The 18,498-nt window shown below is 65.9% G+C and carries 17 protein-coding genes and 1 riboswitch; of the genes, 11 read left to right on the forward strand and 6 right to left on the reverse strand.

Annotation, left to right across the window (positions count from 1 at the left end; all coding sequences use genetic code 11):
* Window position 1 precedes the first annotated feature (1 nt).
* From AC5RWA_RS10675 to AC5RWA_RS10685, 3 genes are all read left to right on the forward strand, one after another.
* Window positions 2-2,365 (forward strand): beta-xylosidase/alpha-l-arabinosidase, encoded by a 2,364-nt coding sequence (locus AC5RWA_RS10675; RefSeq protein WP_494057572.1) that lies wholly within the window; start codon window positions 2-4, stop codon window positions 2,363-2,365.
* Between the two features lie 99 nt (window positions 2,366-2,464).
* Entirely contained in the window at window positions 2,465-2,623 is a 159-nt protein-coding gene (locus AC5RWA_RS10680; RefSeq protein ID WP_494057573.1) for a hypothetical protein, read from the forward strand.
* 118 nt (window positions 2,624-2,741) lie between these two features.
* Complete coding sequence (locus AC5RWA_RS10685) at window positions 2,742-4,016, forward strand: multidrug effflux MFS transporter (protein WP_494057574.1); 1,275 nt, start codon at window positions 2,742-2,744, stop codon at window positions 4,014-4,016.
* A gap of 41 nt (window positions 4,017-4,057) precedes the next feature.
* Here the strand turns inward: AC5RWA_RS10685 and cls are convergent, their stop codons facing one another.
* Window positions 4,058-5,497 carry a cardiolipin synthase gene (gene cls / locus AC5RWA_RS10690; protein WP_079595370.1) on the reverse strand — a complete coding sequence of 480 codons (1,440 nt, stop codon included), beginning with the start codon at window positions 5,495-5,497 and terminating at the stop codon, window positions 4,058-4,060.
* Window positions 5,498-5,627: 130 nt separating this feature from the next.
* On the opposite strand from cls, the gene AC5RWA_RS10695 reads away from it, so the two are divergent.
* Window positions 5,628-6,557, forward strand: a complete 930-nt coding sequence (locus AC5RWA_RS10695; RefSeq protein WP_494057575.1) for an aminodeoxychorismate lyase — start codon at window positions 5,628-5,630, stop codon at window positions 6,555-6,557.
* 27 nt (window positions 6,558-6,584) lie between these two features.
* Window positions 6,585-7,049: a pyridoxamine 5'-phosphate oxidase family protein gene (locus AC5RWA_RS10700; RefSeq protein WP_494057576.1), complete on the forward strand. Its 465-nt coding sequence runs from the start codon at window positions 6,585-6,587 to the stop codon at window positions 7,047-7,049.
* A 34-nt stretch (window positions 7,050-7,083) separates the two neighbouring features.
* Here the strand turns inward: AC5RWA_RS10700 and AC5RWA_RS10705 are convergent, their stop codons facing one another.
* Window positions 7,084-7,788 carry a TetR/AcrR family transcriptional regulator C-terminal domain-containing protein gene (locus AC5RWA_RS10705; RefSeq protein WP_115523566.1) on the reverse strand — a complete coding sequence of 235 codons (705 nt, stop codon included), beginning with the start codon at window positions 7,786-7,788 and terminating at the stop codon, window positions 7,084-7,086.
* Between the two features lie 225 nt (window positions 7,789-8,013).
* Here AC5RWA_RS10705 and AC5RWA_RS10710 point away from each other — a divergent pair, with 225 nt between their 5' ends.
* Window positions 8,014-8,268: a hypothetical protein gene (locus tag AC5RWA_RS10710; RefSeq protein WP_079595374.1), complete on the forward strand. Its 255-nt coding sequence runs from the start codon at window positions 8,014-8,016 to the stop codon at window positions 8,266-8,268.
* A gap of 48 nt (window positions 8,269-8,316) precedes the next feature.
* Here AC5RWA_RS10710 and AC5RWA_RS10715 read toward each other — a convergent pair whose 3' ends face one another.
* The 3 genes from AC5RWA_RS10715 to opgC form a co-directional block, all read right to left on the reverse strand.
* Window positions 8,317-8,988, reverse strand: coding sequence for a Rid family hydrolase (locus tag AC5RWA_RS10715; RefSeq protein ID WP_494057577.1), 672 nt, complete (start codon window positions 8,986-8,988; stop codon window positions 8,317-8,319).
* Between the two features lie 50 nt (window positions 8,989-9,038).
* Entirely contained in the window at window positions 9,039-10,643 is a 1,605-nt protein-coding gene (locus AC5RWA_RS10720) for a flavin monoamine oxidase family protein (protein WP_494057578.1), read from the reverse strand.
* Window positions 10,644-10,783: 140 nt separating this feature from the next.
* Window positions 10,784-13,168 (reverse strand): OpgC domain-containing protein, encoded by a 2,385-nt coding sequence (gene opgC, locus AC5RWA_RS10725; RefSeq protein ID WP_494057635.1) that lies wholly within the window; start codon window positions 13,166-13,168, stop codon window positions 10,784-10,786.
* 323 nt (window positions 13,169-13,491) lie between these two features.
* Window positions 13,492-13,607: riboswitch (SAM riboswitch) on the forward strand.
* Between the two features lie 13 nt (window positions 13,608-13,620).
* On the opposite strand from opgC, the gene AC5RWA_RS10730 reads away from it, so the two are divergent.
* From AC5RWA_RS10730 to AC5RWA_RS10740, 3 genes are read left to right on the forward strand one after another with little or no spacing between them, the layout of a single operon-like run.
* Complete coding sequence (locus AC5RWA_RS10730) at window positions 13,621-13,899, forward strand: DUF1737 domain-containing protein (protein ID WP_494057579.1); 279 nt, start codon at window positions 13,621-13,623, stop codon at window positions 13,897-13,899.
* Window positions 13,896-14,306 carry a rhodanese-like domain-containing protein gene (locus AC5RWA_RS10735; RefSeq protein ID WP_079595377.1) on the forward strand — a complete coding sequence of 137 codons (411 nt, stop codon included), beginning with the start codon at window positions 13,896-13,898 and terminating at the stop codon, window positions 14,304-14,306. Before AC5RWA_RS10730 ends, AC5RWA_RS10735 begins: the two co-directional genes overlap by 4 nt.
* Entirely contained in the window at window positions 14,307-15,515 is a 1,209-nt protein-coding gene (locus AC5RWA_RS10740) for an O-succinylhomoserine sulfhydrylase (RefSeq protein ID WP_115523563.1), read from the forward strand.
* Here the strand turns inward: AC5RWA_RS10740 and AC5RWA_RS10745 are convergent.
* The gene (locus tag AC5RWA_RS10745) at window positions 15,512-15,829 is read right to left on the reverse strand and encodes a DUF1905 domain-containing protein (protein WP_494057580.1); all 318 of its coding nucleotides are present in this window, start codon (window positions 15,827-15,829) and stop codon (window positions 15,512-15,514) included. The genes AC5RWA_RS10740 and AC5RWA_RS10745 overlap by 4 nt on opposite strands.
* Window positions 15,830-15,970: 141 nt before the next feature.
* Here AC5RWA_RS10745 and AC5RWA_RS10750 point away from each other — a divergent pair, with 141 nt between their 5' ends.
* Both AC5RWA_RS10750 and AC5RWA_RS10755 read left to right on the forward strand, forming a co-directional pair.
* Entirely contained in the window at window positions 15,971-17,818 is a 1,848-nt protein-coding gene (locus tag AC5RWA_RS10750; RefSeq protein ID WP_494057581.1) for an HNH endonuclease signature motif containing protein, read from the forward strand.
* 69 nt (window positions 17,819-17,887) lie between these two features.
* Window positions 17,888-18,496, forward strand: coding sequence for a hypothetical protein (locus tag AC5RWA_RS10755; RefSeq protein ID WP_494057582.1), 609 nt, complete (start codon window positions 17,888-17,890; stop codon window positions 18,494-18,496).
* The last annotated feature ends 2 nt before the right edge of the window (window positions 18,497-18,498 follow it).

The following is an 18,498-nucleotide window of genomic DNA, read 5'->3' on the forward strand; positions in this document are numbered from 1 at the left end:
CATGACCGAAACCGCAACTCACAACGCGCCTTGGCGCGACACCGACGCCACACCGCAGGAACGTGCCGACAGCCTCATCGCAGCCATGACCCTCCGGGAGAAGACGGCCCAGCTCTTCGGGGTCTGGGTGGGCGCCTCCACTGAAGGGGGCGAAGTGGCCCCGCACCAGAACGAGATGAACCCTCCCGTCGACCTGGACGAAATCCTGCCGAACGGCCTCGGACAACTCACCAGGCCGTTCGGGACCGCACCCGTGGACCCGGCCCTGGGCGCCTTGTCGCTCCAGCGGACCCAGCAGCGCATTGCCGCGGCCAACCGCTTCGGCATCCCCGCCCTGGTCCACGAGGAATGCCTGGCCGGCTTCGCCACCTGGCAGGCCACGGCCTACCCGGTGCCACTTGCCTGGGGGGCCACCTTTAACGCAGACCTCATCCGCACGATGGGTGCCGTGATCGGGGCCGACATGCGCTCCGTAGGTGTGCACCAGGGCCTTGCCCCCGTCCTTGACGTCGTGCGCGACGCCCGCTGGGGCCGGGTGGAGGAGACCATCGGCGAGGACCCCTACCTCATCGGGACCCTGGCCACCGCCTACATCCAGGGCCTGGAAAGCAGCGGCATCATCGCCACGCTCAAGCACTTCGTGGGCTACTCGGCGTCCAAGGCCGGCCGGAACCTGGCACCTGTGTCCGTCGGCGCGCGTGAGCAGGCCGACGTCCTGCTGCCGCCGTTCGAGATGGCCATCCGGGAATCGGGCGTCCGCTCGGTCATGCATGCCTACACGGACATGGACAGCGTCCCCACCGCCGCCGATGCTTCCCTGCTCACTGGGCTCCTCCGCGACACCTGGGGATTCAGCGGCACGGTTGTGGCCGACTACTTTGGTATTGCTTTCCTCAAGGAACTGCATGGCATCGCAGGGTCCCTCGGTGAAGCTGCAGCCGCGGCACTGTCCGCGGGAGTCGACGTCGAACTTCCCACCGTGCACGCCTTCGGCGAGCACCTTATCGCCGAAATTGAAGCGGGCCGCCTCCCCGTCAGCATGGTGGACCGCGCCCTGCGCCGCGTCCTTGTGCAGAAGATCGAACTGGGCCTGCTGGATACTGACTGGTCAGCCGTTCCGCCTGCCCTGCAAGACGCCAATCTGCAGGATACCGCCGGCCTCGAAGGCAGCATCACCCTGGACACTGAGGCCAATCGGAAACTCGCAGCCAGGATTGCCGAGGAATCGATCATCCTCGCCAGCAACAACGGCATCCTGCCGCTGCGCACGCCCGGACGCATCGCCGTCGTCGGACCCAACGCCGACAACACCCAGGCGTTCCTGGGCTGCTACTCCTTCCCCGCCCACGTTGGCGGACAGCACCCGGACGTTCCGGTCGGCATCGAACTGCCCACCGTGGCCGAGGCCCTCCGGTCGGAGTTCCCTGACAGCTCCTTCTCCGTCACCGCCGCCTGCTCCATCGACGGCGATTCCACCGAAGGATTCGACGAAGCCATTGCTGCCGCTTCCTCCGCGGATGTCGTCATCGCCGTCCTGGGCGACCGGGCCGGACTTTTCGGCCGCGGAACCAGCGGCGAAGGCTGCGACGTGGAATCCCTGGTGCTTCCGGGAGTCCAGCAGCAACTGCTGGACCGGCTGATCGAAACCGGCGTGCCCGTGGTGGTGGTGCTCCTCACCGGCCGCCCCTACGCTGTGGGCTCCGCCGTCGAGAACGCCGCAGCGATCGTGCAGGCGTTCTTCCCCGGAGAGGAAGGGGGCCCTGCTGTTGCAAAAATCCTCAGCGGCCGCGTCAATCCCAGCGGCCGGCTGCCCGTGAGCATTCCGGCCCGGCCGGGGGCGCAACCCTCGACCTATCTGGCGTCCCGGCTGGCCCGCGCCAGCAGCGTCTCCAACATTGATCCCGCCGCGGCCTACCCGTTCGGCCACGGCCTGAGCTACACCACCTTTGAGTGGAGCGGCCTGACTGTTGACGGCGCCGCCGCTGTACCGGTGGACGGCGAGGCCAAGGCCAGCATCACGGTCACCAACACGGGTGACAGGGCAGGAACGGAACTGGTCCAGCTGTACCTGCACGATCCGGTGGCATCGGTTGTCCGCCCGGAGCAGCGGCTCGTGGGATATGCCCGCGTCCCCCTGGAACCGGGAGCCTCGGCCCGCGTTGCCTTCACGGTCCCCGCCGACGTCGCATCCTTTACCGGCCGCGACGGACGGCGCATCGTGGAGCCCGGTGACCTGGAACTCGGCTTCGGCGCCTCAAGCGGGGACATCCGCCTGCAGGCAACGGTCACCCTCACGGGTACGCCCCGGACGGTGGACCATACCCGCCGGCTGCACTGCGGAGTCACGGTTACACCCTCCGCCTGACGGCAAGGTGGCCGGGGCGCCCTTCCGGTACCCCGGCCACCCGCAGCCCTGCTCCCCCGATCACCCCGGCAGAATCGGCCAAGGCTGAAAGGACATGCCATGACCACCGACCATTGCGTGACAATCTCCGCAACCACCAGCTCCGAGGCTGACGAGAAGCTCAATTCCTCCGTACGGCAGCTCCTGGACCTCGCCAAGGAAAACCCGACGAGGGGTATCCTCGTGACCAGGGTGCCGGCCAGTTCACGGTGGAACTGAGCGACCACGTCCCTTACGGGCAGACGTGGGAATCCGTGCAGCTGCTGGACTCCGCCAACTGAAACGCTCAAGACATGCGGCGGCCATCAGTCCTTCCAAAAATAGTTAGGTTTGCCGCGTGACGGACACCGCCCGATCCCCTGCCCCGCATCCCAGGCCACCCCGTACCGTCAAGTACGTCCTGATGCTTGGCGCCCTGGCCGCCCTCCCGGCCGTGACCACCGACATGTACCTGCCGTCCCTGCCCGCCGTGGTGGCCGATCTTGACACCACCCAGGCAGCGGCCCAGCTCACGCTGTCCGGAATGCTGCTGGGCGGCGGAATAGGCCAACTGGTCATGGGCCCGTTCTCGGACCGGTTTGGACGGCGCCTGCCGCTGGTCATCGGCATCTCTCTGCATGTGGTGATCTCCATGCTGTGCTCCATCACGCCGAACATCGAAACGCTCGTGGGACTGCGCGTGCTCCAGGGCTTCTTCAACGCCGCCGCAGCGGTGGTGGCCATTGCCGTCATCCGTGACCGATTCGTGGGCGCCGCCGCCGCGCGGCTGCTGTCCCGCCTAATGCTGGTGATCGGCGTCGCGCCCCTCTTTGCCCCGACCATAGGCCAGGCAATCGCCGGAATCTCACACTGGCGTGCCGTCTTTTACGCCCTGGCACTCATCGGCGTGGTCCTGGTGGCCATCGTCTGGAAGTTCATGCCCGAAACCCTGCCGGAGGACAGACGCAGCCCCGGCAGCCCGCGGCACGTTGCCAGCGCCTACTGGTCGCTCCTGCGGGACAAGCACTTTATGGCGCTGGCCGTCATCCCGGGGCTGGGACTGGGACTGATCATGAGCTACGTGGTGGGGTCGCCCTTCGTCTTCCAGGACGAGTATGGCTTCACCGGGCAGCAGTTCGCCCTGGCCTTCGCGTTGAATGGTGCCGCGCTGGTGCTCTCCGCCCAGCTCAATGCCGCACTGGTCCGCAAAGTCCCGCCTGTCCGCCTGCTGCGCACGGCAGTCATTGTCCAGCTGGGCCTGGCCCTGCTGCTGCTCGCGGCGGTGTCCACAGGCACCGGCGGCGCTTTTGGCCTGATGGCTGGCCTCTGGCTTGTCCTCGGGGTGCAGGGAATGATTCCAGCCAATGCCTCGGTATTGGCCCTGCACAACTATGGACACATGGCCGGGACCGCGGCGGCCGTCATCGGAGCCCTCCAGTCCGGCGTGGCCGGACTTGTCAGTCCCCTGGTGGGACTCCTGGGCGGAAATGCGCTGTCGATGGTGGGAGTCATGATCGGGACCTGTGTCCTGACCGTGATTGTGCTTGCCGCCGGGACCCCCGCCTACCGGAAGGGCGGGTGGCCTGACAACGCGGCACGCACCGGCAACGAACGCGTCGCTGCCGACGATTAGCGCCTCTTTTACTGCACCGTTTTCCTACTGCACTGTTTTTCTTACTGCACTGTTGCCGTCAGCCGGGCCACGTTGTCCACGTACCGCGCCGCCAGCGGACGGTTGAGCCAGTCCGCCAGCCGTAGTTCATGCGAAATGTCCCGGTAGGTGTCCTCCACAGCGCGCATCTTTGCCACGATGTCGTCACCCAGCAGCATCACGGACACCTCAAGGTTGAGCGAGAACGAGCGCATATCCATGTTGCTGGAGCCCAGCACCGCCACTTCGTCGTCGATGGTGAAGTGCTTGGCGTGCAGCACAAACGGTGCCTTGTAGAGGAAGATGCGCACGCCCGCCTCCAGCAGCGCCTCGTAGTAGGAGCGCTGGGCGTGGTGGACCAGGAACTGGTCGCCTTTCTCGGAAACAAACAGTTCCACGTCCACGCCGCGCTGGGCGGCCGTCGTGATGGCGTAGAGCAGCGAATCGTCCGGCACGAAGTAAGGGCTGCAGATGGAGATGCGGTGCTGGGCCGAGTAAATCAGGGTATTGAACAGCCGCAGGTTGTTTTCGGTAATGAAGCCGGGGCCGCTGGGGACCACCTGCGCCGTGACCTCCCCCGGATGGGGATTCGCCGGGAGCTGCAGCTGGTGCTCCAGGGACTCGTCCGTTTCACTGAGCCAGTCGGTGGCGAAAACAACGTTCAGGGTGGTGACGATGGGGCCGCGCAGGCACGCCATCAGCTCCACCCACTCACGGCCCGCCTTGCGGTGCCGGGGGTTGTTGTAGGAGGGCTCGATGAGGTTCTGCGAGCCCGTGAAGGCGATCTCGCCGTCGATCACCATGATCTTGCGGTGGTTCCGGAGATCGGGCCGGCGCCACTGGCCATGGATGGGCATGAGCGGCAGCATCCGCTTCCACTGGATTTTGCCAGCCTTGAGGCGTTTGAGGAGGTTCCTGTACCCCTGGACCCGGAGGGTGCCGATGTGGTCGAAGAGCACCCGCACCTCCACCCCGCGCTCGGCCGCTTCCTCCAAAGCGGTGAGCAGGTCATTGGTGATGTGGTCCGTGCTCATGATGTAGAACTCGGCGTTGACGAACTTCTTCGCCTTCCGAACTGCCTCCGTCATGGCCAGGATGGAGTCCGGGTAACCGGGAATGAGGTCCACCGCGTTGCCGTCCACCATGGGCAGGGACCCCAGCCTGCGGTTCAGCTCGGCCGCAGACTTCACCCATTCAGGGCCGGGGTAGACGCTTTCGACGTCGGCGAGGGAGGAAATGCCTGCGCGCACCCGGTCATTGACCTGCTGCTGCTGCTCGCGGCGGCGGCTGGACAGCTTGAAATTGCCGAAGAGCAGGAACAGGACGATGCCCACAAAGGGCACGAAAAAGATGCCAAGCAGCCACGCCATGGCGGTGGTGGGGCGCCGGTTTCCCGGAATGATTCCCAGGGCAAGCACCCTGATCGCCAGATCGGCGACGGCAAGCAGCACCACTACCCACATCGGCGCCGAGCCGGCAAGCGAAAATGGCCACAACACGAGAAAACCCCCGGAACATGGGCTCCCGGCGGGCGGTTTCCGGCCGGGGCACTCCGCCCAGCTTATCCGCGCGGCGCCGCACTAAGCTGGAGCCATGACCTCTCCAGCTTCCGTGGTTCTCGTTTTCCTCGACCCCGCTTTCCACGACGGCCGGCTCGCCGACGCGTCCAAGCCGCAGCTGATGGTCACGGACCAGGGCGCCACACGGGGTGACGGTATCTTCGAAACCATGCTGGCCGTGGGTGGGACGGTCCGCAAGCTGCAGGCACACCTTGACCGGCTTGGCGGTTCCGCCGAGGCGATGGACCTCAGGATCCCGGACCAGGACGCATGGCGGCGTGCCATCGCGACCGGCCTCGCCGAGCACCGGTCCCAGCACCCGGCGGCCTCTGCCTCCGAGGATGAGCTGGTGGTCAAGCTGGTGGTAACCCGGGGCGTCGAAGGTGCCCCCAACCCCACCGCCTGGGTGCAGGTGTCACCCGTGGGAGCGGCGGGGCGCCGGCAGCGCGAAACGGGCATCGATGTCATCCTCCTTGACCGCGGCTACGACAGTGACGCCGCCGAACGTGCCCCCTGGCTTCTCCTCGGTGCCAAAACCCTCTCCTACGCCGTGAACATGGCGGCCCTGCGCCACGCCCATAAGCAGGGCGCCGACGACGTCATTTTCTTCTCCTCCGATGGTCGGGTCCTGGAAGGCCCCACGTCCACCGTGCTGCTGGCCCATGTGGAAAAGTCCGACGGCGGGGCTTCCGTTAAGCGCCTCATCACGCCCCAGTTGGACAGCGGCATCCTGGCCGGGACATCCCAGGGTGCCCTGTTCAACGCCGCCAAGGCCGCGGGCTGGGAACTGGGTTACGGCCCGCTGGAACCCCAGGACCTCCTCGACGCTGACGCCGTCTGGCTCATCTCGAGTATCCGCATGCTTGCACCAGTGAACCGGATAGACGGCAAGGAGATCGGCACGCCTTCGCTCCAGAAGGAGCTGACCGCGGAGCTGAACGAATTGTTCGCCGGTATTCAATAACGATTTCCAGGGCCGTAGGGTGTGGTCATGACTACTCACGAGCAGCCCACCGGGAACCTGACCTTTGATGAGTGCTGGGACTTGCTGGACAGTGACACCCTTGGCCGCTTGGCCGTTGTGGTGGACGGCCACCCCGAGATCTTCCCGGTCAACTACGTAGTCCACCGCCGGAGCATCGTCTTCCGCACCTCCGGAGTCACCAAGCTCTGGAACGCAAAGGAGGAGCGGCCCGCTGCCCTCGAAATCGACGGTTACGACCCCCACACCGAAGAGGCCTGGAGCGTAGTGGCCCGCGGCGGCACCGCGGTCATTGAGGACCAGGCTGACAGGGACGCCGTGGACAGCCTGGGGCTGGAGCCATGGCAGCCGGGCGAGAAGGTCCACTACATCCGCCTGTCAGCACGCGCACTTACCGGCCGCCGTTTCAAGGTCACCCGGCCGGATGTCTGGAACACGCGCGTTCAGGACCGGAGACGGGCCTCGTTCGAGTAGGTGCGCAGGTGGTTCACCGCCACAGGCCGGGCAGCTAAGCCGGGGAATGCGCAGGCTGCAGCGAGAGCTGGGATTCCAGCCCGGACAGCAGGATAGTGAGCCCCTGGTCGAGTTCGGCCGAGCCGTCGTACTCCGCGAGTGCCGGCGCCAGCGCGCGGAGCAGGGGGAATTCCTTGGCAGGCAACCGGTGGAGCCCCAGCCGCAGCAGTACCTCGTTCTCCTCCGGGTCCACCACGAATTCCTGCAGCTCGTTCAGGATGTGCCCATACAGGAAGCCGTAGTACGCGCGGTAGACGTGCAACGCGTCCGGCGGCGAAAATCCTGCCCCGACCAGCAGCGCGAGGATCTGTTCGAGCGGCCGCAGGGTGCCGAGCGGCCGGAGGCCCAGCGGCGTGGACAGCGGCCGGGTCACCAGCAGCGGCACCACGTTCGGGTGCTGCAGCGCCAGCAGCCGAAGATTGTGGGCAATCTGCCGGAGCTGGGCTTTCCAGTCCGGGTCTTCTTCGTGGACAGGGAGTTCGTTGAGCACCAGTTCGGAGACCCCGTCCAGCAGTGCGGCCCGGTTCTCGGCGTAGCGGTAAAGGCTCATGGGATCCCGGCCAAGTTCCTGGCCGAGGCGGCGCATGGTCAGCGCGTCCAGGCCTTCGGCGTCCACGAGTTCCAGGGCCGTGGCCAACACCAGTTCCCGGCTCAGCCTGGCCTTGCGGTCGGCGGCCGGAGCGCTTTTCGGGGAAGCCATTGTTTCCATCCTGGGAGGGGCGGTGCAGGTCCAGCGGTAATTCCAGACGCTTGCTGTATTTGTAGTCTACGAGTAAAGTCTACATTGTAGATGCGGCGTTGACGCCGCATCCGGACCTCATTTCTTTCGGGGCCCACCTCACACTCCATTGCCCCGTGCACGGCAGTTGAGGCTTGCTGCTGTAGCCGAACGGCGGCGCCACGCACTTAGCGAAGGGACGCCGTCATGGCTAATTCGCAGTTCGACCTTTTCCTCCATGAAGCCACCTACATCGACCAATCCTCCGACTCAACGCTGGACCAGGACCGCCTTTACGGCCTCTACACCAGCTGGTGCTTCATCAACCAGCAGGCCCCAGGTCCGGAGTCAAAGTTCTGGGCGGCCATGAAAAACAGGATCACGCCAGGGCACAACGGCCTGCGCATGAAGGGCCCCGCCGCTGCGGACTACATCATGACCAGCTACCCCGGACTCGTCTAAGAGCCCACACAAAAGGGCGTGAACCGCCGGCAGTTCACGCCCTTTTTGCTACTTGCCTGCCGGTGCGGGGTAGGCGGCGTCCACTTCCACCTCCACCAGCCAGCCGCTGACGGGCAGGTTCTCGATTTCGAGGGCAAAACGTGACGGCCGGGCAGCGGTGGTTACGAACGGTTCGGCAGGCGCGGCCGAACCCAGCGGAACCTTGATGGCTGACCCATCGGCGAGGCTGGTGTTCGCAAAGTACTGCCGGTACGCGCGGTTCCACCCGTCAAAGTCGGCCTTGTCGGCCCCCGCCGGATTCTGCAGGAAGACGCGCATGGTGATGACGTCGTCGTAATCCAACCCCGCCTGCGCCAGGTTCTCGCCAATCCGGCGGAGAACGTTGATGCCCTGCGCCTCGGTGATGGTGACGCCCGGCGGCAGGACACCGCCGGGGAACACTCCGGTATCCACGTAGCGCTGCTCACTGCCGGCCGGAGCGGCCGTATTTAGGGCGGACGGCCCCAGTCCACTGGTTTTGTAGATGGCCGTGTTCGCCCCGATGGCCACCCCGCTGGCGATCATCGGATTGTCCTGGCCGGCCGGGAGGTTGGACACCGTAGTGCCGGGCTTGGGATCCGTAAGGTCCTTGAAAACTGCGGGAGCGGCGAACGCTGCGGTTGCCGTAAGGGCGACACCGGCGGCGCCGGCTGCGATCAGGGAAAGACTGCGACGGAGCATGGGCTGCTTTCTGCTTGTGGCTTGTGGTGCGGCTGTGAAGGGGGCCCGGGTCATCCGGCCACCATTGCTGCGGCGCGGGTGTGAAGCGACGTAACGGCGGCACGGGCGGACGTCATGGCACCGTGCTGCCAGGCGATGGCGTGGCTCAGGTGGTCGCCGGCGAAGTAGATGTTCCCGGAGGGCTCGAGCAGTTTGGCGTACTTGGCATCGGTCTGTGACGGCCATCCCACCCAGGCACCCTCGGAGAAGGCGGCGCTCCCCCAGTCCACCGAGAACGACGCCGCCACATCCTTCCGGTACACGTCGCCATGGATCCGTGCGCCTTGGTCGAGGGCCCGGCTGAGCCGCTTTTCCGGGCTGAGCTCCTTATAGACACGGGCGCTGTTGCCCGTGTTGTAGTAGCCCACCATGGTGCCGCGCTGGCCGTGGAACCCGGTGGACGGGTACCACATGTTGCCGAGGTCGATGTTGGTGTTGGTGATGCCGCCGTAAATCCGGTGGTCCTCCTCCCACCAGCGGCGGGAGTACTCGATGCCGATCTTTCCGGCGTCACTGGGGGTGGCGAAGTTGAGGGCGTCCAGGACGTCTGCGGGGAGGTTGCCGGGGATCTTGGCCGCGATGTGCGGGGGCAGGGTGCAGACGGCGAAGTCCGCCTCGATCCTCTTGGTTTGGCCGCCGGGGTTGGTGTAGTCCACCGCGACGCCCGCAGCGGTGTTGTTCATGGACAGGACCTGGGCCCCGTACACGAATTTGTCCTTGCCGATGGCAGCCTCAAAGGCGTAGGGGATGCGGTCCATGCCGCCCACGGGCTGGAACATCATCATGGCCTGGTCCCAGCCGAACTCGAAGGAGAAGTAGTTGCCCACACCGCTCGCGAAAACGTCGGACAAGGCATCCGGCGCAAGCGGTGTCCCGGCTTCCAGCCCTGCGCCCGGCACTACTGAGTAGCCCTTGCGGCCCGTCCCGGTGTACTTGAAGCTGGCGGCCGCATCACCCGGCACCTTGCCGCCGATGGCACCGAAATTCCGGAGGAAGGTGATGAGGTTTTCCTTGTCCGCCGTGCTCATGTAGCTGTCCAGGGCGCCCTGGTCCGTGGCCTTGGCCAGCAGCTCCGAGACATAGCCGTAGACATCCGCCTTGGCTGCACGGTGCCGGACCGGGGTGTTTGACAGCTTGGTGTTGCCCTCCCGGAAGAGGTATCCGTCTGCGTTCTGGTTGGTGAAAGGCTCAATGGCCACCCCCAGTTCCTTGCAGTAGTCCATGGTGATGTGGTGCTGGGGAATGCGGCCCGGGCCGGCATTCATGTACTGGTCCTTTGAGAACGTGGCCCGCTGGGTGACTCCGCGCAAGTCCGTTTCCTCGGTTCCCCCGCGCACAGTCCAGTTGCGTCCGCCGGGCCGCATCCGCGCCTCAAGGATGGTCACTTTGTAGCCCGCCTTGCCGAGCTCATAGGCGGTGGTCAGGCCTGCGATGCCGCCGCCCAGGATCACCACGCTTTTGCCGCTGCCGCGCAGGTCGTCCGCCCGGGGTGCGGCGTAGGCAGGCGCAGCCGTATCAGGAGCCAGGCCCATCGCTGCCATCGTCTCGTACATCACCCCGGCTCCCCCCACCATGCCTACATAGCGGAGGAAGTTCCTGCGAGTCGCATCTGTCATTTTTTCCCTTTCACCGGAGTGTTACGCGGTGATCGTATGGGTGAAATGTTTCGTCAAATGCTGTGACAGTGTCGGTGTTGTACCGTTCATATTTCCGCGAAGTAAACGCTTCCCGGATGCGGGGCAACTCCTCGGATTTTCTACGTGGGAATGATCCGGAAGAGGAACCTGGTCCGGACCATGACCCACAGGAGTCCCAGTACCGCGGCGTAAGCGGCAGTGTTAAGCAGCACGTTCTCCTGCTGCAGGGCCGGGATATTGGCCACGACGGCGATCAGCACCACGTGCATGATGAACACGTAGAGGGTGGCGCGGCCCAGCGGAATCAGGAACCAGCCGAGCGCGCGCTGCACGGGTTTCCAGTACGCCGTGAGGAAGGCGTAGGCCGCCACCACCAGGACCAGGACGTTGAGCAGCCGTCCCGGTGCAAGGTACGTCCGGGCGAACAGCAGGTCATAGAGCGACCGGTACAGGGTGTCCGGGATGATGCCGAGGCGGGTGTCAAAGCCGTTGGCCAGGTAGGGGTTGCCCCAGGAGAGGAACGCAAACAGCAGTGCGACGGCGGTGCACGCGGCCACCACCCAGAGCCTCGCCGAGAGCCAGGCGACGATGCTGCGCCGGTGGTACCCCGCCACCAGTCCGATCACGAACAGCACCTGCCACACGAGCAGCGGGAACGAGTCCTCGAACTGCGACGGCAGGAGCCGGAAGCGGGTCAGCGAGCCTACGGCGTAAACTGCCAGGGCAGCGGCCAGCACCCAGACCACCTTGCCGCGGTTGAGCGCCGCGAGGATTAGCGGGCTGACCAGAAGCAACACCACGTAAAGTCCCATCACGTTGAACTGCCACGGGCCAAACTGCAGCAGCAGGATGGCAGGGAGCACCTGTGGCGGCACCGGGAATTGGAACAGGGACTCCATGCCCGCGTAGAGGTCGTAGGTGCGTCCCGCTCCGTCGTGCCCCGCGCCGCCGGTTCCCTGGTCCACGAAGGTGGTCAGGGCGTCGGTCCGGAAGATCGGCAGCAGCGAGGCCAGGAAGACGCCGATGAGGACTATCAGCGCGGTCAGGTAGAGCTTGCCCGCCCTCCGCGAGGTGTGGTCCACCACCGTTCCGAAGTCGTCCTTGGCCCTGGGCCCGTACACCATGCCCACCACCAGGCCGGAGAACAGGACGAACAACTCGGCGCCTGAGACGAACCCCACCGCTTCCTGCGTGAGCAACTGGAACAGCGAGGTCATGCCCAGGTGGTTGACCACAACAAAAACAATGGCCAGGCCGCGCAGCATATCCACCCGGGAATCCCTGCTGGACGGGTCTGAGTATCCCCACGCCGTTGCGGCATTGACCCGGCGGGGAATCTGCCACAGGGCAACCAGGAGGATGAGGAGCGCCGCACCCACTGTCCACGCAGCCGCCCCGGTGAGGGTGTTTGCCCGCACGAACGCACTGCCGGAGCTGACCTCGGTGACGGGGCCGGTGACGATGGGGGACGCTTCCAGCCTGCCCAAGGCGGCCTTGGCGATGCCGGGGTTTCCGGTGAGCGGCCAGTCGATGCTTGCCACTCCGGTGTCCCGGGTACTGGTGCGCTCATCCCACACCACCGCCCCTGTCATGCGGAACCCGGCATCAGTGGCAGTCCCCACCACCTGGTCCCACCAGCTGGTTTTGATGTCCGCTTCCGGGGCTCCACCGGAAGCCGGGCTGTAAAACGCGGCGGTCTGCAGGAGGAACGGCTTGTCGCGCCCCTCCGAATAGGTGGCGTAGAAGTTTTCCCCGCCGGAGGCCGTCAGCATCTCCTGCAGCTCCCCCGCGCGGGGGACGGTATTGACCGCGGCACCGCCGGCAGTGTCGTCGTGATAGGCCGTCAGGCCCACCCAATCCACCGCATCGTCCCCGGGATAGTAGGGGGCGTAGGCTGCATCTGCGCCGTCCCACTGGCCGTCACCGTTGGTGTCAAGCAGCGCGAACCCTTCACTTCCCTGCGCAGGCGCGTTCCGGTTCCGGCCGAACGGATAGTCCGTGCCCAGGTACGGTTCCCAGACCATCACCGTGCCGCCGCCGTTGGCCTCCCGGAACGCCGCCGTGACGGCCTGGAACGCTGCGCGGTAGGCAACGGGCTGCTGTCCCCATTCAACCCAGCTTGCGTTCATGTCCGGGGCAAACCGGATCAGCAGCTGGCCCTTGAAGGTGGAAGCAAGCTCCCGCACCTCGCCTGCGAAGGCTTTCGCGGCCGCGCCGTCAATCTGATCCAGCGGCACCGTGGGTTTCACCGTGAGCATCGCGTGGGCGCCCTGAAGTGAGGACTGCTCCAGGAAGCCCTCGATGTCGTCCTCCTCGGACGGGCGGTAGGGGAAGGCAATGTCATGGCCAAAAACGGCCGGCGATGCACCCAAGCGGCCCGCGAAATCGGCGGCGGTATCCTCGCCCCATTCAAGGACTGTGCCCAGCAGCGGCTTCCCCTCTTCCGGAAAGCTCCTTGCGGCTTGTGCGGGCGCGGCAGGCAGCACTACGGCGATGAGTGCCATCAATACCACCGCGAGGAATACCAGGGTTTTCCGGTGGAGGGGCACGCTGGATGAACCGGCGCTGACTCGAGGCACGGTTGTGCACATGCTGATGGGACCCCCACTGCTGACGACCTGGTGACGGGGCGTTGCCCCACGTGAACTCTATCGGGACGCAGGGCCGGCGCACGGTAAGGAAAGCGCGCCCACCTGCGGTGATACCGCCGTCGGACGTCCCCTCGCTTAAGTGCGCAGCGCCGCACGCTGCGCACCGTATGGTTCAGTTACGGAACATGACGACGGCGGCGGTGCGGCTCCGCCTGCCAGATGTTACGTTTTTGGGGAGTAATGAGTACCGGCGCCAAGCCCTGACTGGCCGGTCGGCAACCCTCCCTTTCGCGGCGGGGTGCCTCAGGTGAATACTCGGCATATCGACCGATTCGAGCTGCAAGCGTGAGAGAAGGAGATCCGTCGTGTCTGACGCACCTGCCCCTGAAGAGAGACTGTCGTACCGGCTTGTCACCGGCCCGGATGACAGGTCTTTCTGTGAACGGATTTCCACCGCCCTGGCCGAGGGCTATGTCCTGCACGGCAGCCCGGCAGCAACGTTCAACGGCACCACCGTCATCGTTGCCCAGGCCCTGGTCCTGCCGGCGGCCATCGCCTCGGCGGATGCCGCCGTCGCGACCGCCGTGGACAACCTGGAGTCAGGCACCGAAGACCTCGAGTTCGACGGCGAGGGCCACGCATGAGCTACGCAGGAGACCTGACGCCTGAGGAAGCCTGGGCCAAGCTGGAGCAGGGCGCCATCCTGGTGGACGTGCGCACCGAGGGCGAATGGGCCCACATCGGCATTCCGGACACCAAGGCCACGGACAATGATCCCCTGTTCATCCAGTGGACGTTCCCGGGCGGCATTCCCAACCCCGATTTCATCAAAGACCTGAGCCAGCAGGCGCCGGAGGACAACGGGACCGAGCTGCTGTTCATCTGCCGCTCCGGCCAGCGCTCCATCTCCGCGGCCATCGCCGCCACCCAGGCCGGTTTCACCTCGTACAACGTCCTGGAGGGCTTCGAGGGTGAGCCGGACCGCTACGGCGAACGCACCGTCAACGGCTGGAAGAACCGCGGCCTGCCGACCAACCTGGGAAAGAATTAAGTGACCTTCAATAACGACGCCGCCGGCTGGAGCCCTGACACCCAGGCCGTCCGCGGCGGGCTGGACCGCACCAACTTCCAGGAAACCAGCGAGGCCGTGTTCCTGAACTCGGGCTTCGTGTACGAATCCGCTGCCGCCGCCGAGCGGGCATTCACGGGTGAGGACGAGCGCTTCGTCTACTCCCGGTACGGCAACCCTTCGGTGGCCACGTTCCAGGAGCGGCTCCGCCTGCTCGAGGGCACCGAGGCGTGCTTTGCGACGGCGTCGGGCATGTCCGCCGTCTTTACTGCCCTCGGCGCGTTGCTGGCTGCCGGCGACCGCGTTGTTGCCGCCCGTTCGCTGTTCGGGTCCTGCTTCGTGATTTTGAACGAAATCCTGCCCCGCTGGGGCGTGGAGACGGTCTTCGTGGACGGGCCGGACCTGGAGCAGTGGCGTGAGGCCCTGTCCCAGCCCACCACCGCCGTCTTCTTCGAATCGCCGTCCAACCCGATGCAGGAGATCGTGGACATCGCCGCGGTCAGCGAACTCGCGCACGCCGCGGGTGCCACCGTCGTCGTCGACAATGTCTTTGCCACTCCCCTGCTGCAGCGCTGCGGCCAGCTCGGAGCCGACGTTATCGTCTACTCCGGCACCAAACATATTGACGGCCAGGGCAGGGTGCTGGGCGGCGCCATCCTGGGCACCAAGGAATTCATCGACGGACCCGTCAAGCAGCTGATGCGCCACACCGGCCCGTCGCTGTCTGCGTTCAACGCGTGGGTCCTCACCAAGGGCCTGGAGACCATGTCCCTGCGCGTCAACCACTCTTCCGCAACCGCCCTGCGCCTCGCCGAGTGGCTGGAGCAGCAGCCCGCGGTGAGCTGGGTGAAGTACCCGCTCCTGAAGTCCCACCCGCAGTACGAGCTTGCGGCCAAGCAGATGCGCGCCGGCGGTACGGTGCTCACTTTGGAGCTTGCTCCGTCCGGCGGCCGGTCGGGCAAGGAAGCCGCCTTTGCGCTGCTGGACGGGCTGCGCATCATCGACATCTCCAACAACCTTGGCGATTCCAAGTCCCTGATTACGCACCCTGCAACCACCACGCACCGTGCTATGGGGCCGGAAGGCCGTGCCGCCATCGGCCTGAGCGACGGCGTGGTGCGGCTGTCCGTGGGGCTTGAGGACGCCGACGACCTGATCCGGGACCTGGAACAGGCCCTCAAGCAGATCTAGTTCTGTGGAGCATTGTCCGGCTGGAAGTCCAGCCGGACTTCCACGGTGTCCCCGGCGCCGATCCCGGCTTTGTCCCTGACGGTTTTCTTGACCGGCAGGAGATAGGTGCCGCGTTTGGTGTCGGGGAACAGCGAGGTCTGCCAGGAGTGGCCTCCGATATCGGCTGTCACCTTTACCGCTCCGAAGGCCCTGCTGCTGGCAGCGGTCCGCTCCTTGATGTCATCCGCCACGTCCGCAGGCAGGGTGACGAAATGCCAGCCCGCTTCGCCGGGATTGAGCCATACCTCGGCGTGGATTTCGTACGACGGCGTCACGCGCCTGAGTATGCCACGTCGCGTTCCCGGCGCGCTACGACCGGCGGCCCTGCCAGTTAACGGCCAGGCACCGGTTACCCTGACCACCGGGCTGGATGGGCTGCCCCATGCTTTGTCAGACCCTCCTGTCATAGTTTTCCTATGGCGGGCAGGGCGGCATTGGAAGCGTTGGAGGTCCTTGAGGCGTCCCTTGCTGAGCTGGGTGCTGTGCTCCGTGGGACCGGTACGGGCTTTGATCCGTTGCGGGAGCAGGCTGATCGGAGCCTGGACGGGCTCGCCGGGGTGGCCCGGCTCGAGGCCGGGACCGCTGCGTTGAAGGTGCATCTGGCCGCAGGGTATGCAGAAGCGGCCAAGGCTGTGGCGTCACGGGCCACGGTGCCGTGCGGGGCGATGGCGCAGGAAGCGTCGATGGTCGCCGAAGTCGCCGGTGTGTTGACTATTGGTGCGCGGGCTGCCGGTGTGCTGCTGAACGAGTCGCAGGTGCTGGCCAATGTTTTGCCGTTGACCCTGGCGGGGTTGCAGGACGGGAGCCTGTCGTGGGCGCACGCGAAGGCGATGGTGGAGGAAACCGCCACCCTGGATCGGGCCGGGGCCGCCGCGCTGGAGGCGCATTTCCTGGGCCCGGACGCACCGAACCCGGCACGCGGGTGTGCGGGGCCGGGGGAGTTGGTGCCGCACCGGTTCCGGCACAAAGCCCGGACCTGGCGCGAACGCCACCACCCCGAATCCCTTGAAAAGCGCCACGCCAGGAGTGTCGCGGAGCGGCGGGTCGAACACCGCCCGGACCTGGACGGGATGGCCTGGTTCCACGCCTACCTGCCTGCCGACACCGCGTCGGCGATGTGGAACCGCACCACCGCCCTGGCCCGGGGACTGCAGGGCCCGGACGAGTCCCGCACCCTGCCCCAGCTCTGCGCCGACATCTTCGCCGACGCCGTCCTCAGCAACGGACAGGACGGGCGCAACGGGCAGACCGTGCAGGATTCCGGCGGTACGGTTGCGGAGGTCCGCACTCCGCACGCGGAGGTCCTGGTGACGGTGCCCGTGTTTTCGCTTATGGGTCTGACGGATGAACCGGCCATGCTTGACGGCCACGGCCCGATCCCCGCATCGATGGCCCGGAAGCTCGTCGCGGACGGTGCCGGCTCGTTTTACCGGGTGCTGGTGGATCCGCGGGACGGGGCGCCACTGGAAATCGGGCGCACCAGTTACCGGGTTACGAAGGCTATCCGCCGCTGGCTGCGTTTGAGGGACGGGAAGTGCACGTTCCCGGGTTGCAGCAACAACTCCCTGGACAACGAGGCAGACCATTTGTTGGCGTGGCATCACGGCGGGACCACCGGGGTCAGTAACCTGGGCCAGCCCTGCCGCAAACACCACCGCCTCAGGCACACCAGCGGTTGGACACCCACCCCGGCCACGAAACACGAACCACCCGGCTGGATCTCACCATCGGCTCGGCGCTATAAGAGCGAACACCAGGACTGGGAACCACCACAATGGCCGGAAGGGTTCTGGCCCGAAGGGTTCTGGCCCGAAGGGTTCTGGCCCGAAGGGGGCGACGACCTGCAGGGTGGCATGCCTCAGCCGCGGGTTCCGCAGGACTTGCCGGTCAAAGATCTTCCCCCGCTCGGGAATCTGATGTATCCGGCCCCTCCACCAGAGGAACCATCCGGCGACAACTTCCTGGACATCGACGAACTGCCACCCGACGATCCACTGTTGGAGGAGTTCTACGCCATGCCCCTTGTCCTGCCGGAGGACCCGCTCCGGGTTTTGATGTACCCGGCACCTCCACCAGAGGAACCACCTGGCGACAACCTCCTGGACATCGACGAACTGCCACCCGACGATCCACTGTGGGAGGAGTTCTACACCATGCCCGTTGTCGCGCCTGAGGACCCCTGCAGAGACTGGGAACTCCTACCCTCCTGGGTGCCTGTGCCGGCAGGCCACAGGACCGTTGACCCAATATCGAGCAAGGAGTAGCTTCGGCCTCATCTGGCCGATACCAGTGCTTCTTTCCACGGCCAGGGCGGGAGTCAAAGGAGTCGGGTTGTGAGCCAGCTGGAACCGTACCGCCGGGCAGGAACCGTTATCGCCGCTGCGAGCGTGTGCTGGGGGCTGGGAATCGCCATGGTTGGCAATGTCCACGCCATCCATGACCCTGCCGTCAGGCTGTCTACCCTGGAACGCCACCGCGGCCTCTGGATTCTGGGCCAGTTCCTGGCCGCTGCCGGCACCGCCGCGGCCCCCCTGGGCTTCGCCAGGTTTGCCCAACAGCTCGGGCGGACCCAACAGCACCAGTCCGGCCCGGTGAAGGACTCCGGAGCCGGACCCGGACCAGCGCAAAAGCTGGCCATTGCGTCGGCCGCTGCATTCCTGGCGGGCAGTCCCATGTTCGTCGTGACCCTCGCCGGACGGGCCGTTGACATCGAACGTTTCGCTTACCGGCGCGGCCCGGCCTGGCCATTCCTCAGCTATGCGTGCCTGCAGACCTTCGGCATTGGCGCGCTGGGCGGAGCCCTCCTGCTTTCACCGCTCAAAGGGCCCACGGCCACAGGCGCAGCCGCGAGTGCCCCGCTTTTCGCCGCCATTCTCCTGCGCTACAAAGACCTCCCGCCTTTTGTTTCTACGCCGTGGAACTCGCCGCAGGAATCAGGCTGATG

Source organism: Arthrobacter sp. 210 2 (assembly GCF_059093025.1).

Coding starts and splice junctions, on each gene's coding strand:
- AC5RWA_RS10675 (WP_494057572.1), top strand. CDS start 2: ATGACCGAAACCGCAACTCACAACGCGCCTTGGCGCGACACCGACGCC.
- AC5RWA_RS10680 (WP_494057573.1), top strand. CDS start 2,465: ATGACCACCGACCATTGCGTGACAATCTCCGCAACCACCAGCTCCGAG.
- cls (WP_079595370.1), bottom strand. CDS start 5,497: ATGTGGGTAGTGGTGCTGCTTGCCGTCGCCGATCTGGCGATCAGGGTG.
- AC5RWA_RS10695 (WP_494057575.1), top strand. CDS start 5,628: ATGACCTCTCCAGCTTCCGTGGTTCTCGTTTTCCTCGACCCCGCTTTC.
- AC5RWA_RS10700 (WP_494057576.1), top strand. CDS start 6,585: ATGACTACTCACGAGCAGCCCACCGGGAACCTGACCTTTGATGAGTGC.
- AC5RWA_RS10705 (WP_115523566.1), bottom strand. CDS start 7,788: ATGGCTTCCCCGAAAAGCGCTCCGGCCGCCGACCGCAAGGCCAGGCTG.
- AC5RWA_RS10710 (WP_079595374.1), top strand. CDS start 8,014: ATGGCTAATTCGCAGTTCGACCTTTTCCTCCATGAAGCCACCTACATC.
- AC5RWA_RS10715 (WP_494057577.1), bottom strand. CDS start 8,988: ATGCTCCGTCGCAGTCTTTCCCTGATCGCAGCCGGCGCCGCCGGTGTC.
- AC5RWA_RS10720 (WP_494057578.1), bottom strand. CDS start 10,643: ATGACAGATGCGACTCGCAGGAACTTCCTCCGCTATGTAGGCATGGTG.
- opgC (WP_494057635.1), bottom strand. CDS start 13,168: ATGGCACTCATCGCCGTAGTGCTGCCTGCCGCGCCCGCACAAGCCGCA.
- AC5RWA_RS10735 (WP_079595377.1), top strand. CDS start 13,896: ATGAGCTACGCAGGAGACCTGACGCCTGAGGAAGCCTGGGCCAAGCTG.
- AC5RWA_RS10750 (WP_494057581.1), top strand. CDS start 15,971: ATGGCGGGCAGGGCGGCATTGGAAGCGTTGGAGGTCCTTGAGGCGTCC.